The 16,574-nt window shown below is 35.5% G+C and carries 16 protein-coding genes; 2 read left to right on the forward strand and 14 right to left on the reverse strand.

Features of this window, described 5'->3' with window-relative positions; translation table 11 throughout:
- The first annotated feature begins 51 nt into the window (after positions 1–51).
- A complete protein-coding gene (locus A8143_RS14440) occupies positions 52–1,506 on the forward strand; it encodes a zinc-dependent metalloprotease (RefSeq protein ID WP_070138447.1) in 1,455 nt (484 codons plus the stop codon).
- 134 nt (positions 1,507–1,640) lie between these two features.
- On the opposite strand, the gene A8143_RS14445 is transcribed toward A8143_RS14440, so the two are convergent.
- From A8143_RS14445 to A8143_RS14500, 12 genes are all read right to left on the reverse strand, one after another.
- Entirely contained in the window at positions 1,641–2,630 is a 990-nt protein-coding gene (locus A8143_RS14445) for a sialidase family protein (RefSeq protein ID WP_139134375.1), read from the reverse strand.
- Between the two features lie 204 nt (positions 2,631–2,834).
- Positions 2,835–4,877: an OmpA family protein gene (locus A8143_RS14450; protein ID WP_066759617.1), complete on the reverse strand. Its 2,043-nt coding sequence runs from the start codon at positions 4,875–4,877 to the stop codon at positions 2,835–2,837.
- Positions 4,878–4,887: 10 nt separating this feature from the next.
- Positions 4,888–5,502, reverse strand: coding sequence for a 7-carboxy-7-deazaguanine synthase QueE (locus A8143_RS14455; protein ID WP_066759623.1), 615 nt, complete (start codon positions 5,500–5,502; stop codon positions 4,888–4,890).
- Positions 5,502–6,377: a ChaN family lipoprotein gene (locus A8143_RS14460; RefSeq protein ID WP_066759625.1), complete on the reverse strand. Its 876-nt coding sequence runs from the start codon at positions 6,375–6,377 to the stop codon at positions 5,502–5,504. The genes A8143_RS14455 and A8143_RS14460 overlap by 1 nt, the downstream gene beginning before the upstream one ends.
- 109 nt (positions 6,378–6,486) lie before the next feature.
- Positions 6,487–7,359 (reverse strand): J domain-containing protein, encoded by an 873-nt coding sequence (locus A8143_RS14465; protein ID WP_066759626.1) that lies wholly within the window; start codon positions 7,357–7,359, stop codon positions 6,487–6,489.
- 3 nt (positions 7,360–7,362) lie between these two features.
- Complete coding sequence (locus A8143_RS14470) at positions 7,363–7,974, reverse strand: hypothetical protein (protein ID WP_066759627.1); 612 nt, start codon at positions 7,972–7,974, stop codon at positions 7,363–7,365.
- A gap of 92 nt (positions 7,975–8,066) precedes the next feature.
- Positions 8,067–8,411 carry a 50S ribosomal protein L20 gene (rplT, locus tag A8143_RS14475; protein WP_066759628.1) on the reverse strand — a complete coding sequence of 115 codons (345 nt, stop codon included), beginning with the start codon at positions 8,409–8,411 and terminating at the stop codon, positions 8,067–8,069.
- Positions 8,412–8,508: 97 nt separating this feature from the next.
- Positions 8,509–8,703, reverse strand: coding sequence for a 50S ribosomal protein L35 (gene rpmI / locus A8143_RS14480; RefSeq protein ID WP_066759631.1), 195 nt, complete (start codon positions 8,701–8,703; stop codon positions 8,509–8,511).
- A gap of 53 nt (positions 8,704–8,756) precedes the next feature.
- Complete coding sequence (infC, locus tag A8143_RS14485) at positions 8,757–9,245, reverse strand: translation initiation factor IF-3 (RefSeq protein WP_217494817.1); 489 nt, start codon at positions 9,243–9,245, stop codon at positions 8,757–8,759.
- A gap of 93 nt (positions 9,246–9,338) precedes the next feature.
- Positions 9,339–11,273 (reverse strand): threonine--tRNA ligase, encoded by a 1,935-nt coding sequence (gene thrS, locus A8143_RS14490; RefSeq protein WP_066759635.1) that lies wholly within the window; start codon positions 11,271–11,273, stop codon positions 9,339–9,341.
- A 112-nt stretch (positions 11,274–11,385) separates the two neighbouring features.
- Positions 11,386–11,910, reverse strand: coding sequence for a hypothetical protein (locus A8143_RS14495; protein WP_066759637.1), 525 nt, complete (start codon positions 11,908–11,910; stop codon positions 11,386–11,388).
- Positions 11,911–11,920: 10 nt separating this feature from the next.
- Complete coding sequence (locus A8143_RS14500) at positions 11,921–12,808, reverse strand: hypothetical protein (RefSeq protein ID WP_066759638.1); 888 nt, start codon at positions 12,806–12,808, stop codon at positions 11,921–11,923.
- 204 nt (positions 12,809–13,012) lie between these two features.
- Here A8143_RS14500 and A8143_RS14505 point away from each other — a divergent pair, with 204 nt between their 5' ends.
- Positions 13,013–15,043: a ComEC/Rec2 family competence protein gene (locus tag A8143_RS14505; protein WP_175437556.1), complete on the forward strand. Its 2,031-nt coding sequence runs from the start codon at positions 13,013–13,015 to the stop codon at positions 15,041–15,043.
- On the opposite strand, the gene A8143_RS14510 is transcribed toward A8143_RS14505, so the two are convergent.
- Entirely contained in the window at positions 15,040–15,594 is a 555-nt protein-coding gene (locus A8143_RS14510) for a hypothetical protein (RefSeq protein ID WP_066759640.1), read from the reverse strand. The genes A8143_RS14505 and A8143_RS14510 overlap by 4 nt on opposite strands.
- On the reverse strand, positions 15,591–16,553 hold the full coding sequence (locus tag A8143_RS14515) for a hypothetical protein (RefSeq protein WP_066759643.1): 963 nt from the start codon (positions 16,551–16,553) through the stop codon (positions 15,591–15,593). Before A8143_RS14515 ends, A8143_RS14510 begins: the two co-directional genes overlap by 4 nt.
- Between the last annotated feature and the right edge of the window lie 21 nt (positions 16,554–16,574).

Here is a 16,574-nt window from a genome sequence, read left to right on the forward strand (position 1 = left end):
TAGGATTTTACTTCATTTAATTTTGGATTTTAATTCTAAATTTTAAAAGAAATGAACCTGAAAAGTAAATTGCTTATTTTAATACTCTTATTATTGAGCGTTATGTCTTTAAATGCTCAAACTGGATTGGTAAGTCAAGTTCGCGAATCTGTAGAGTTGTCAACCGAATATCCTCAATGTGGGAGCTACGAATTGATGAAAAATTGGAATACGCCTGCTAATAATTACCTTGATTTGTCGAATCGTTTATTAGAAGATGTTACGCGGATAATTGAAGTTCAAAAGTCGAATCGCTCATTCGATGATCTTTTCATCATTCCTGTTGTCTTTCATGTGGTTTATAACGAGGAGGATGAGAACATACCAGATTCAGTCATTTTTAATCAGTTACAGGTTTTAAATGAATGTTTCAGGAGAGGAAATGAGGATGCGGCCGATACGCGGGCTGAATTTTTAGAGTTGGTGGGCGACACTAAAATAGAATTTGTTATGGCAGATATTGACCCATCAGGCGATCCAACAATAGGCATAACAAGAACAAGTACAGAGATTACCCATTTTGGTGGAATATTACCGTACGGACCAGGAGAGACAGAAGAGATTAGCGAATGGGTGAACGATAGTCTTTATTATAATTTATTTCGACTTACCCGATCAGATTTGGGTGGAAATGATGCTTGGGATACTGATGCCTATCTCAATATTTGGATGGGGGATTTGCGTATTTTTGAGCCCGAATTTGATGATTTTGAAGAAATAGTGTTTTTTGCACTGGCAACACCTCCACTAGATCACGAAAATTGGCCTGCTGAATTGGTTGAGGAATTGGCCGATTTCGAACAAGGTGTCTTAATTCACTATGTAAATGTGGGTAGTAATAATCCGAATAATTTACCAGCTCCCTATGCCGGATATAATGCCGCAACAAAATCGGGTAAAATTCTGGTTCATGAGGTTGGACATTATTTAGGACTACGACATATTTGGGGTGATGGAGCCTGTCCAATGGATGACTATATTTCAGACACGCCAAAAAGCAATGCTTCAAGTGCATGGGCTTGTAATCATTTTCTAAATTCTTGTACAGATGATATTGGAGGACTAGATTTGCCGAATATGGTTGAAAATTACATGGATTATTCCAATGGAAATTGTCAAAATTCTTTTACGCTTGGACAAGCTGATGTTATGAGAAATGTACTGGAAATTCATCGTCCTTTTTTAGCCGAAACGATATCAACGGTTGGTGTTTCTGAATCCAGTTCTTTCGCGAGTGTTCAAATTTATCCTAATCCTAGTCCAGGCGAATTTTATTTAGAATTTGGAGGGTATAACGGTATAGTCGATATTAGTATTTATAACCTTGTTGGGCAAAAAATACTTGGGGGAGAGTATGAAACTTCAACTAGCATTAGTTTTGATTTGTCAGTGAAACCAGGAGTATATTTTGTCGACTTAAACTTTGAAAATGGATTAAACGAAGTTGTGAAGATTGTTGTAGAGTGATGTACTTAATAAGTTCGATTTAGCCCCTTATCTGCGTGAGATTAAATTATCCACCACGCGATATTTATCGTGTGGTGGTAATGTTATTTTAATTATTCTATTCGTTTGAAGTGAACTATTTTAAAGATGTTCAGTTAGTTTTTTAAGAGCATGATAACATGTTTTCCTTTTTTATCAAAGGTATCTTTTATTCCTGCAATTGTATAATCACGATTAGAGGCCACAGACATAAAACCACTTTTCTTAGTTGAAGTTTTACTCCAATCACTGCCTTTATTTATACTCCTTCTAATTTCATGATTTTCTAATACGGCGTAGATGTATCCCTCCTCGTTTAAACAAACATCAATAACCGGACTATCATAGACCTCATTCCAAGTTGCTCCTCCATCTTCGGTAAGCCAAATTTTACTGCCTCCAATAACACCTTCCAAATCGTTTAACATGTATAGCGTGTTAAAGCTATCCCCAGAAAAAAGAGTGTCCCAATCATTGCCACCATTTAAAGTGCTCAAAAGTGTGTTACTGCTTAGCAGCATTCCATTCTCTACATCTGAAAAATAAAGGCCCTGCATTTGTTCTTCAATAAATTGTTCGCTCCAAGTTATTCCTCCATCAGTTGTTTTAGCAAAACCTTTCCCAGCGATATAACCTGTTGACTCTGTTAGGAATTGCAAACTTGTATTTTCCGATAGAAATACGTCTGAAGGTGATTCATACTGGGTAATTTCAGATCCATCATACATGAAGAGTCTACTGCCAATTGTCCCACTACCAGCAACATATAAATTTGTACCATCATAATAAAATGAACTGTACAAGAAACCAAAAGCTCCGCCATCCGTCATTATATTTTTCCAAGTTTCACCCTGATCGGTAGATTGATAAATGGAGGTATAGTATTCATGATAACCAGACCCGACAATCGCAAAAAAATCATTTTCATCTGTAATATAAACTTTACTGACAATACTACTATTCAGTGATTCTAGGTCTTTTTCTATTTTGATGGTTTTCCACCGAGGTTTAATCTTCTCTTTTGCACAACCTGTAATTAATGGTAGCAATAGCAAGGTGATGATAGACAGTTTTATTAAACGAAAAGAAAAAAAGATCTGTTTCATAATGGGTTAATTATTTATTATTTCGATTTGTTAACGGTGATGGTATAAGAATATTGCCTCTCACAGTATAGTATGGAACTATTGATACTATTTGTTCGATTGTATGGCGTTCTAATCCGTATAGCAACAATGAACAAGTGGTTAAAAACACAGGTCATTTATCACAGGTGAAAGTATAAAAATAGTCGGTTGAATATTGCCCCTTTATTTTATCACTTTATACATTGTTCGACGATTAAGTTGGTGGGCCGCTTTTTGTTCATTTTCTGGTAACCCGTTAATATACTCCTCCGTTAATCTTACCTTCTTTCCTTCGGCAGTGGTAATGGTATTTGGTTGGGTTTCGCCATATCCTTTAGCTGTTAATCGTTCGGCGGAAATTCCTTTGCTTATAAGGTAGGTTCGTACTGATTTTGCTCGATTGTCAGAGAGTGTCATATTACTTTCGTCGTCACCTTGGGCATCAGTATGTCCTTGTAATTCAACATTAATTTTTGGGTATTTATTTAAAAAGTCAACAAACTTGTTTAATTCCACAAATGATTCTTTTCGCAGTACATGTGAACCTAAATCGAAGAAAACATTGGCTAATTCTACAGGCGCATCGGATTCAATAGGTACAAGAGGAACATCGCGGTGATAAGGTTCGTTTGAATTTTCAGGAACTCTTAAATTAAAATGGACAGAGTAAGGGTTATAACCGTCTTTATTTACAATTAAGGCATAGTCTCTATTTATTGGTAAGGTTACTAAGAAAGCCCCGTTTACACGATCGGAGTAAGAGCGAATTACTTCCGTGTCAGTTTCTAAGTCAATCAGACTAAATTCAGCCTCTAATTTTTTGTCAGTTTTATCGTCAAATACAGTTCCGGTCATATAAATTGTTCGTGTTGGGCGGATTGATTTAGGCATCTCAAAAGAATACAAATCTAAATCTCCAAAACCGCCTTCTCGATCTGAACCAAAAATGGCAATTTCGCCGCTTGCAAATACCAATAAGGAATTTTCGTTATTTGAGGTGTTAATTGGGTAACCTAAATTTTTAGGGTCACTCCAAGAGCCGTCTGGTTGTAGTGTAGTCATATATAAATCATATCCCCCCATACCGACATGTCCGTTAGAAGCAAAATAAAGTGTTTTACCATCGGGATGGATTAACACGGAAGATTCAGAGTCTGGCGTATTGATATTGTCCGGCAATTTTTCTGGCATTCCCCAAAACCCATCTGCTTGTTTTTTAGAAACATAAATGTCGCCGTTCCTTTTATTTCTACCACCACTACTTCTAACATTTCCACGAATAAAATAGAGTGATTTTCCATCTGATGACAAAGAAGGTTGCGTTTCCCAATGTTTTGAATTCACTGCTCCAGGCAGGTTAATTGGGTCAAGCCATTTTTCACCAACTTTTTCTGTCACAAACAAATCACAACTACCATAGCCTCTTCTGCCTTCTCCGTAGCCATAACGTGGATCGATGCAACCTACAAAAATTAAAGTGCGACCATCTGGAGCAAATGTTGGAGCACCTTCGTTATTAAACGTGTTAATGTTAGGTGGCATAGGCTCTCCCGTATTCCAGTAACCATTTTTGTCCGTGCTGACAAAAAAGTCCTCTTGCTGATAACCGTTAGAACTTGTAACTCTTCTCGTGTAGAGTAGTTGTTTTTCATCTACGGTAAGTGTCGGGAAATATTCAGGGTCTTCAGAGTTTACACCGGCACCTACATTTTTCGGGTCAAACGGTACAGGGTTTTTAATTGCTTCAACAGCAAATTCACAGTTTTTGATTAACCACATTGCTTCTTTAACGCTTTCTGGATTAGCATTTTTATAGGTGATGAATTTTTTAGCGTGAACAAGTGCATCTGCATATGCACCATAATTCCATTCTAACAAAGAAAGGTCAAAGTAAATATACCCCGTTGAAGATGCTTCTGGGTTAATTTCTATAGCTTTTTTATAGGCTGTAATCGCCATGTCATGTTTTCCAATTCGCGTCGCATAATCCGCTTTAATTATATATGCATCAATAAAGTTTTCATCCTTCGCAATAGCTTTGTCAAAGTAGGGGATAGCCGCCCCATAGTTTGGAAGACCGGTAACAAAATCTATTTCATTCGCGGCAGCCATTCCTTGTTCAACAAGTTTAATTGCTTTTTTATTTTTTGTACCCCAAGATCCTCCTTGTGTATAGCTTGCACACGAGAATAAAAGGGATAAAAAAAGTATGGATAATTTATACATATGGTCTTATTTAAGGAATGTTCAAATATTTATGCGTTTGCAATGAAATATTCCATTGCACATTTTCTTTAACGTAATCAATGATTAAGGGTAACATTTTTTCTTGCTTATCCCATTCAGGTTGGAGGTATAATTTACAACTTTTCGAGACTTTGGTTCCTAATTCGTTTGCCCACTTAAAATCACTTTTGTTGAAAATAATCATTTTTAACTCGTTTGCCAAAGCATAGTTTTCTTCCAATGGAAATTTAAATTTCTTAGGCGATAAACATATCCAATCAATTTCACCTGTAATGGGATAGGCTCCTGAAGTTTCAATTGCAATTTCTATTCCAATTTCTTTCAACGCTTTCGTTAATGGGGTGAGATCATACATGGTTGGCTCTCCTCCTGTTATTACAACAAAATCTGTTTTGCTAGCTTTTACACCATCAAGTATTGTTTTAATCGTTGTATTTGGATGGTTTTCAGCTTCCCAACTCTCTTTGACATCACACCAAACACATCCTACATCACATCCCCCAGTTCGAATGAAATAGGCCGCTCTACCCGAATGAAACCCTTCTCCTTGAATCGTATAGAAAGCTTCCATTAAAGGAATTGTATTTTTATCGAATGCCGTCATTAGTGGGTTTTGGTCATGGTTGAAGGTATACAAATAATAAAATCTGCAATATTTTCATTTTGCTCTTCTAGCCGATTAACGTCCTTTTGCTCAACACAAGATATAGTTAAGATTTTATCTGATTCAATTTCTTTTTTGAGATAATGTACAATGCCTTGGTAGTTATCTGAATGATATGCTCCGTTTAAGTGCATAAAAACTGCTTTGGGGTCATCTTTCGTAGCTTTTAAAATAAAATGTGCCATGGTTGCGTCTTTAAGGGCTTGAGCTTTTGCCAATCTATCGCCGCCACTATGTTCACCCATCGATCCAATTAGCGCTTTATAACACGTAATTGTCGAGTCAAATTCAAATTTATCCAATGGCGCAATGTATGATTTTGCGAGGTCAGTTAAACTAGTCAATGAATTCAGGCCTTTTTTATAAACCATATTAGCATACCGACGTGGAATATTTGTGGCGATAAAATCAATCCCGTATTTTTTTGCATACTCCAAAATAGGTTTATAATCCGTATTGTAATTTGGCCAAAGTCTGACTTCATCCTGAAAATTCTTATCAGATATTAAGTCACTGAGGTATTCTTCGATTATAAATTGATTGTCTGCTTCAAACATTTCTGCACCAATCATAAAATGTTTGGAGTGATTAGCATGTAGTTCGCGCATTAATTCAAATTGAAGCCAATGAATTATTGGGTTGTTATGATATTCGCCAAAAAACACGTATTGCTTCTCAGTTGTAGCTTTGAGGACTTTGTCGAAGTCCACTTTTTTTCCTTTGTGATTGTAAATTTCGTATGCTTTTTTATCCGCTGCTAAACCGATAAAATTTGGAACGATAAGTAAAAATAAAATTAAAAATTTTGCTCGCATAGTACTTGTTTTCTTCGTTTCTGCTGTAGGATTTATTAAATTTTTGAATAAATGTAAATTTAGGTTTTTAAAATCAATTCCACTTCTTGTTTGCCTGAAATATTAAGTTTTACAATAATCCAAACAAACTCAGTAAACGTCCATTAAAGATGGAAAGAATAAGGGCCACTGGAAAAATGACATACAAGCTAAATAGTCTTCCGAGAACAAAATTAATATTGGGTTTTTTGTACCAGAATATGAATAATGGCAAAAAGAGCATAATTTGAAAGTAAGGAAACAAATAGTAAACAGAAGCATAGGAGTGAAATTCTGTGGCCTCAAATTGTTCAAATAGACGATACTTATTTCGCCGATCTGATGGTCGTTGCATCGTGTAAATATCTGGATGAAAATCTAATACTTCGACAGATTTTAAATCCTTAAAGAAATAAGAGTATTTAAGTTGAATAGGAGGAAAGTAGCCTATCCAATACTCTTCCCTAGGAATTTGAAATAGTTCCCCCTCAAGCTCTAACACTTTTGGTAAATAACCATAAGTTTCAATTTTTGGAATGGCTTTTTTTTCTCCTGTTAAAAAGAAGTCCGCGGTAAGAAGAATTGAAAATACGGCCGTATAGATGGCCAAAATTTTAAAGAACTTCCATGTCAAGCCAGTCGTTATTTTATTGAAATAAGCTTCATCCTTTTTTTGTTCGGTATTGCGCATTTTATGGTATCTTTCCTGCGCTTTTTTAATCTTTTCGGCTCTAACTTCTTCAGCTGTTTTGGGTTGACTTTTTTGTGGCTGAGGAGAACTTTGAAGTCCAATCAATATTTCATAGGCTTCTGTCAATTTAATAAACTCTTCTTGAGCTGTTGGAGAAGGGTTTCTGTCGGGATGATATTTTAAAGCTTTTTTTCGATAAGCCTTTTTAATTACTGATTCATCACGTGTAGGACTTATGCCTAATTTTTTATAGTATTTATTGAGGTGATTCAATTGTTATAAAATAAGTGTAAAAAGGAGTAGAATGCTTCCAGGAAATAGGAGAATAAAACATCCAACTCGTGCAAAATTAAACCATGCTTTCTGTCGCTTAAAGATAATAACTAAAAGTGGTAAAAGTAACATGATTTGAGCAAGTGGGAACCATTCGTAAATTGAGATTCGTTTTTGAGCCACCTGGATCCGTTTTTCAAGTGGTGTTTTGGTGTCTTCGTAATAACTCGCAAAGCTTAAAAATTTAGGGTCACCAAAAATAGGGGAGTAGGTAACTTGGAAAGAATTCATGTCCATTCCAATCATGCTTTCAATGGGAACAATAAAAAGATTGTCGTCTACCCAAACTGATTGGTAACCGATCGCATATAATTCGCGGTTAAAATTATAATCATTTTGACTGATTGGTTTAGTTTCTCCATCAAAAAAGGTGTCGTAAGTTGTCAATATTACCATTAAGATACAAAAGGCTGTTCCAATTTTAAACCAGAGCCATGAGGTTCCTGAGGTGATCTTGGTATAAAACTCCTTCTCTTTAATTAATTCAGCTTCTCTCGCTTTTTTTATGCGTTCAGCCGTGTTTGCAAGATGTGCTTTCCGTTGTTCGGGTGTCATATTTTGGATATTGAATAGCGGTAACGAAAATATAAAAAAAAACCGCAACGGATTTCCGTTGCGGTCAATACAATAATCAGGATAAATTCAATTTACTTAACTTGGTCAACGATTGCTTTGAAAGCTTCAGGATGATTCATTGCTAAATCAGCTAAAACTTTACGGTTTAATTGTAAACCTTTTGCATTTACTTTCCCCATGAATTGAGAGTAACTCATTCCATGTTGTCTAGCACCTGCGTTAATTCTTTGAATCCAAAGTGCTCTAAATGTTCTTTTCTTTTGTTTACGACCTTGGTAAGCGTAAACTAAACCTTTTTCAACTGCATTTTTTGCAACTGTCCAAACGTTTTTTCTTCTGCCAAAATAACCTTTGGCAAGTTTCATTGTTGATTTTCTTCTCGCTCTTGAAGCGACTGCATTTTTAGCTCTAGGCATAATTTTAAATTTTTTGGTGAATAGTGTTCCAACTAATTGGACCCTTTTGGACTAGGCACCGGGTAAATAATATAAACCTCTAATCACCCGAGGTGAATTAGATACACAATTGTGTTTTGATTGCTGCTTCGTCTGACTTGTGAACTAATCCAGCTTTAGTCAACTTAGCTTTTCTTTTTTTCGACTTTTTAGTCAAAATGTGACTTTTGAAAGCGTGCTTTCTTTTAATTTTTCCAGTACCTGTCACTTTGAATCTCTTCTTAGCACTGGCTTTTGTTTTCATTTTAGGCATCTTCTTTTTTTTTAGGATTGAATCTGAATTCAATCGGTTACCTGTTTATTGTATTATTTTTTCTTAGGATTGATCATCATGATCATCTTCTTACCTTCTAACTTCGGCATTTGCTCTAACGAACCATACTCTTCTAACTCTTGAGCAAATTTTAAAAGTAAAATTTCACCACGATCTTTAAAAACAATCGTTCTACCTTTAAAGAATACATAGGCCTTTACTTTGGCACCTTCTTGTAAGAAAGTTTTAGCATGATTCAACTTAAAGTTAAAGTCATGTTCCTCTGTATTAGGACCCATTCGTATTTCCTTAACAACAACCTTCGTTTGTTTTGACTTTAATTCTTTCTGACGCTTTTTTTGTTCGAATAAGAATTTTTTATAGTCAATAATTTTACAAACCGGTGGCTTTGCATTTGGAGAAATCTCAACTAAATCAAGTTCAGCTTCCTGTGCCTTTGCGATCGCATCTCTAACGGAAAGAATTTCTGCTCCGTCATCACTAACTAATCGCACTTCACGTGCTGTAATCTTCTCATTAATTCTATACGGCTCTTCGCGCCGTCTATAATTTCTTCTGTTATTTTTCTTTTTAATAGCTATGGTTTTGCCCTCCCAAAAATTGGTTAGTAATTATTAATGTAATTCTTTTTCAATTTCCTTGTTGATGAATTGAACAAATTCTTCGATCGGAATTGTACCTGTGTCACCGTCTCCTTGCTTACGCACAGATACGGCGTTTTCAGCCTCTTCTTTCTCTCCAACAATTAGCATGAACGGGATTTTGTTTAACTCATTGTCCCTAATTTTCTTACCAATTTTCTCGTTCCTATCATCAACGAATCCGCGAATATCGGAATTATTTAGATAATTCAAAACTTTTTCAGCGTATTCATTGTGTTTTTCACTAATTGGTAATATCGCAACTTGTTCAGTTGTAAGCCATAACGGGAATTTACCTCCGCAATGCTCAATAAGTACGGCAACAAATCGTTCCATCGAACCAAATGGTGCACGATGTATCATTACCGGTCGGTGTTTTTCATTATCTGCACCAGTATACTCTAATTCGAATCGTTCAGGCAAGTTATAATCAACTTGAATGGTGCCGAGTTGCCAATCTCTATTCAAGGCATCTTTTACCATGAAATCTAGCTTTGGTCCATAGAATGCAGCTTCACCATATTCAATGACAGAATCTAAACCTTTTTCTTCAGTTGCTTCAATAATGGCTCTCTCCGCCTTTTCCCAATTTTCATCTGAACCAATATATTTATCAGGATTATTAGGATCACGTAAAGACACTTGAGCTCGGAAGTTTTCAAACTTCAACGTTTTAAAAATGTAAAGTACTAAATCGATTACCTTTTTAAATTCATCCTTCACTTGTTCAGGAGTACAAAACAAGTGGGCGTCATCTTGAGTGAAACCTCTAACACGCGTTAAGCCATGTAATTCACCACTTTGTTCATAGCGGTATACGGTACCAAACTCGGCATAGCGCACAGGTAAGTCTTTGTACGATTTAGGACTTGCTTTGAATATTTCACAATGGTGCGGACAGTTCATTGGCTTCAACAAAAATTCTTCACCCTCGTGCGGAGTTGTGATTGGTCGGAAAGAATCTTCTCCATATTTCGCATAGTGACCAGAAGTTTCATACAGGTCCTTATGTCCAATATGAGGAGTGATTACCGGTTCATAACCAGCTTGTCGTTGAGCTCGTTTCAAAAAGTTCTCCAATCTTTCACGCAACGCAGCACCTTTTGGCAACCATAACGGCAATCCTTGACCAACACGTTGAGAAAAAGTGAAAAGTCCCAATTCTTTTCCTAGTTTTCGGTGATCACGTTTTTTTGCTTCTTCAATCATTTCTAAATATTCCTTAAGCTCTTTTGCTTTAGGAAATGTGATACCATAAATTCGTGTGAGCTGCTGACGATTTTCATCGCCTTTCCAATAGGCACCAGCAATAGAAGTCAGTTTGATGGCTTTTATAAATCCTGTGTTAGGAATGTGAGGACCTCTACATAAGTCTGTGAAGTTTCCTTGTGTATAAAAGGTAATCGTTCCATCTTCAAGGTCTTCAAGTAATTCCAATTTATACTCATCGCCTTTTTCTTTGAAATAGGCAATAGCATCGGCTTTTGATATTTCTTGACGAACATATTCATTTTTTTGACGCGCTAACTCCGTCATTTTCTTCTCAATTTTGGGCAAATCAGCATCAGTGATATGATGTTCACCTAAATCAATATCGTAATAAAATCCATTCTCAATTGGCGGTCCAATTGCAAGCTTCGTTCCGGGATAAAGATCTTCAATTGCCTCGGCCATAAGGTGAGCCGAACTATGCCACATTGTGCTTTTACCTCCTGCATCGTTCCAGGTGAGTAATGAAAGATTTACATCGTTTTCAATAGGACGCATGGCATCTACCACTTCTCCATTAATTTCAGCTGCGAGGACATTTCTTGCTAATCCTTCACTGATGCTACGGGCAACATCTAATGCGGATGTTCCGTTTTCATACTCTCTTATACTACCGTCAGGTAAAGTTACTGCTATCATTTCTTATAATTCAACTTGTTTAGAATTGCACCTTGAGGACAATTTGGTGCAAAATTAAAAAAACCCAAAGATTTAATCCTTTGGGCTTCTAAAAATTCTATTTTTTATTAATCTAATTTTTATATCCCATTACCAGGACTACCGCCCCACGTTCTTTCATGGTTGGTGTCTTGTTTTCAGCGGTCGGTATTGCGGTTATAATATAATCAACAAATACTCTTTTCAAACGTCCGCTGTGACCGGTTTTCTCAAGGTAGGTTGTGTTTAATTCAGATGATTCAACCAACAAATTTTGACCTTGAAGACCAGTGAACTCTTTTAATAAGGTTCGATCTGAAGCTGTTTTTCCTTTGTCGTAAATTTGAACGCTGATATCAAACGGTAAAGATTTTCCATTAAAAGAAAAACGGTAATCTGTGTTGTTAAAAAGGTAGATTTCTACTTCCTTAATTTGTTCGTATGTTTTGAAATTAAAATAGGTGATTTTTGAACCATCAAATCGATATGAACCTAAAGCTTCTTTTGCCTCCGTTTTTTGCGATGCAATGTTCTCTTTGAACTCAGTAAGATTGGCCGCAGTTTGAGCAAATAAGATTGCAATTCCAAATATTCCTAAAATTGTGAGTGTTCTTTTCATAGTTGCATTTTTATGCTGCTGTAATCTTTGTTCTTAAATTCTTAATTAATGTTCCTAGTTCGTCATATTCTTTACTCGTTAAAACGAGAACATCAGCATCTGGGTTATTGTAATATTTGTCCACGGAGCTAAAGCCGTTAAATGTATCTTGAATTGATTTCATTTCTGTCAAAAGCCAGTCAATATCCATGCCATCATTTCGGGGATCCTCTAATCCGTTGATGATATTTTTGAGAATCGACATTTGCTCAGCAACTCTTGAACCTACATCTTCTTTGTCTTTATTGTGTTCATAGTCATAAACACCTAAATACATTCCCTCAGTCCAAGCACCTGCAAAATGAATTGCTTCCTTAAAGCGAGTGTCATTTTCATCCATGTAGGTTTCCGTGCGTTCATGAATTTCAATCATCAAAACTTCAATAGAGTCTTTGTTGTCAATGTGTGTATCAAATCTATCCATTAAATCCTTGTGTTCAAAAACCGTTTCCATCCCAATTTTCTCCGCTAAATCGGTAATGGTCATCAGGTATTTTCTACCTTCATTTGCTTGGTCATTTAACACACAATATGCCATGTCAGCTGAATATACACCAAAATTGAGCATTTGCTTTAATTCAGTCGTGTAGCTTTCTGCCAAATTTGGGTCAGAAGGTGCATCAGAATTGTAAGATAGTCCTGACTTTTTAAATATACTAGCAACTTGCAAAGGCGATGGTAGAACCGATTCAACAGCTGGAGATTCGAATAGTTGCTCCATTTGCTCCTCGGCGTTACTTTCGACGGTGTCAACAACATTTAATTCATTCGTATCGGCATCGCTTGACCCTCCACATGATGTTAGTGCTATAAACACAGCAATAGCAGATAAATTCAATATTTTTTTCGTTTTTATCATCTGAAAAATGGATTATTTGTAGCTAAAATATAAAATGATTTTGACTCATTATCAATTCTGTTTCTTTTTTTTCATTTTGATTTTTTTCTTAACTTAGTTGATGTTAGCCCAAACTACGCTTGTAATGATTCGAAAAATCCATTATCAACGATTCGTTTCGGCAATTATTTAACCCCTATTTACTTGAATATTTCAAAGATTAGAGTGCCATTGATACTAAAATTGCTCGTACCCTTGGTACTTGGAATTATCACGGCGCATATTTTAAAATTGGACCTTCCCCTTAAATGGGTTTTAACCTTATTTTTCGGTCTCTGTATTCTTGCTATCCCATTGCTGTCAAAAGTAACTCGTTTGAATATGTTTTTTGGTTGGATGGCAACATTGCTTTTTTTTGTTTTAGGGATTGTATTGATTAATTTGCATCGTACTGATAATAGGTCAGATTATTTTTCGGTAAAATGTCAAAATAAAAAGAAGCTATTTCAAGTTAGGATTATCGAGCGCCCCGTAGAAAAGAACAAATCAATGAGCTGCGTGGTTTCAGTACTTGGCGTGGAAAATGAAACGACAACGGGAAATGCAATGGTTTATTTTGAAAAGGATAGTTGTTCAAGGCAACTAAAACATGGTGATTTACTTCAGTTTTATTCTCGCTTTCAGCCTATACCATCCAATACTAATCCTTATGCTTTTGATTATTCTAAACATTTGGCAATTGAGGGAATTACTCATCAATCCTACGTGAGAAAGGATAATTGGAAGAAGTTAGGGAATGATATTGGCGCTCTCCAGAACTTTTTTTCAGAATTACGGGAAACCCTCGAAGATTTATTATCGAAATCAACTTTATCAAAAGAGAATCAGGCTGTCGCAAAGGCCTTACTTCTCGGTAGTAAAACTAGTTTAGATCGCGATGTGATGACAAAATTTTCGGGAGCAGGGGCAATGCATGTACTCGCCGTATCAGGACTGCATGTTGGAATTGTAATGCTGTTGTTGTCGTATTTATTGAAGCCGTTAAAACGAATTCATTGGGGGAAGTACTTTTTTATTGTACTCGTTCTCCTTTCCATTTGGTCATATGCTTTGCTCACAGGTTTTTCTCCTTCAGTGCTAAGAGCAGCTGTAATGTTTTCTTTTGTGTTAATCGGAAATGAAATCGAACGTGAAAATTCTGTCTATCAGTCCATATTTGTTTCGGCATTTGTACTATTAATTATTGATCCCTTTGTCCTTTTTAAAGTCGGTTTTCAATTGAGCTACCTAGCAGTTTTGGGTATTGTTTTTATGCAGCCTAAAATCTACAATTTATGGTACACAAAGTACTTTTTATTCGATAAAATTTGGCAGATATCCAGTGTTTCGATTGCGGCGCAAATTGCAACATTTCCAATAGGGGTATATTATTTTAACCAGTTTCCAAATTATTTTTTGCTCTCTAATCTCATCGTTATACCACTTGCATTTGCAGTATTACTTATAGGCATTCTATACTTCTCTACCTCCTGGATTAGTATGGTAGGAGATTTTTTTCTTTTTTTGCTGGATTTTTTATTGAGTGTAATGAATTTTGGTGTGGGTTGGATAAATGATTTACCAAATTCTGTTCAAAAAGGAATAGCATTTTATTGGTTTGAGACGGTTTGGGTTTATCTCCTAATTTTCACTTTTTCTATTGCATTTTACCTCAGAAATAAACGTTGGTTTATTTCCGGTTTGTTTGGAGCGTTGATTTGGCTTTGTTTTATACACTTTAATCAAAAACGAATAAGTGAATCTAATCAGTTGATTGCTTATCAGGTTAATAATTACAATGCGATTGATGTTTTTTATGGCCGTTCAAATCTTTTTATTGCAAGTAAGGAATTAAAGAAGGATAATGCGCTAATGGGGTTCAGTATTTATACTAATCGCTATTATCGATTAAGCAGTAAGCAGGAAGATTGTTATATGTCTCTTGATTCTTTGAACGATGTCCTACGAGTTGGTAAGCAAACTTTATTGGTTTTCGACGGCCGTAAAAGTTACGACTCAATTCCAAGAACGGATATAATTTATTTTCATCATGAGGATTATTTACCGGAAAATTTGCTCGAACAGTTAGAAGTCAGTCGAACAACTGTTGTTTTGGGAGCGAATAATTCTTATGGATTAAGAAACTTCTTAAATAATCAAAAGAATATCACTGTTCATGATATTGCTTCTAAGGGTGCTTACACATTAGATTTTTAATCTTTTTCTATCACTCTTATTGGATGTTTGCCCGATTTATAGGCAATTTTTGATTGAGGTCCAATTTTGCCGATTGAGCTGTTTTCTTTCGCAGATATAATTTCGAAATTGGAATTTAGTTTAAAAACAATTTCAAAATATACGGTAACGCCATCTTTTGTTTGAATGTTCGACCAATAATTTACTTCGTAATGCGCTACACGATCGATATTTTGAATCTTACTACTGGCTTCAAGAATAACCGCTTCAAGTGTCTTTAGATTTTCGTTATATTCATTTTCGGTCCCTGGATATGAACCGTTCTGCTTTTGAGCTTTAAGTTTTTCAATTTTTTCGCCGTATAACTCAATTCTTGTATTCTGAATAAAAAAATCGTCCGTGTAAAAAGCCCGATGGTTTTCAAATTTATCACCATGATAGGCTATAAGAGAACTGTCCGTCCATGACTTAATACTTTTTTCAATTTTTTCTAATTCTATAGAAGTGACCGGTTCGTTCGAATAAATTGATGTACAAATAAGGAGCGATAATGCAATTAAATATGGTTTCATTCTACTTGTTTCAAATAAAATTCAAACGGTTCTTCCATTTGAAATATTTGGTTGACCTCGTAGTAAGGTGAAAATTCCACCAAGACTACACTTGTGTCAGTTATATTGTTGTAAGTTCCACTAAATTTATGAAAAAAATAATAACCCATTAATTCATCATTCTCATTATTTTTTGTTTCGTATAAAGTTGTGTAATCTAACGGGACATAATCGATGATATCAGCTCTATTTTTTAAGATGTATTTTTGAGTTAGCGCCTGAACAACGTTGTCTTGATTAAATTCACCTGTTACTCTCACAATTGTGCAAAGGTCGAGCACATGTCGTAAAAAAGCAGATTTAGTTTTTCGATCATCGATTTCTTCTAGTCTGCCTTTAAAATGACGATAAAAATTTAGACTCAAAGTTCTTCCTTCACTATAGGTTCTTGCTCGAAAGAGTGTGTATTCGTAAAAATAAAAATCAAGAATTTCACGTTCTGTCTGATTAATGTTAAGAGAGATTTCAGGTTCGAACGATTTTATTCCAAACGTGTCATTTAAATAATAGGAGACTTCAAAAACTTGAATATCCGCACTGTCTTTTTGTAGGGTATAAAAATGATCAATTTTCACCGTTCGTTCTATTTGCATTTTTCGCACATGTGCAAGTTGTTTTTCATAGTTGAGTTTTTTGATTGTGTCATTGGGATTCTTCTTGTACTCTTCCTCCAATCGGTCAAGTTCAACAATTGCAATTGGCTTTATAATCTTGATTGAATTAAATCCATAGGGTTTATAGGTTACTTCATTTTGGATATCAGATTTAATATGTGCTTTTACTGCGTCTTCTGCTTTTTTTTGAAGATTATCCGAATTTGTTTCCTGACTTTCATCAAGAAAAATATTATCTGCGACAAAACAACTACTTAGAATTAAGAGTAATGTAAAAAGACTGATGACTCTGGGGTTGAAATACATTCGTTATGTTTTAGAAGAGAT

Source organism: Crocinitomix algicola (genome assembly GCF_001661595.2).
GTDB lineage: Bacteria > Bacteroidota > Bacteroidia > Flavobacteriales_D > Crocinitomicaceae > Crocinitomix > Crocinitomix algicola.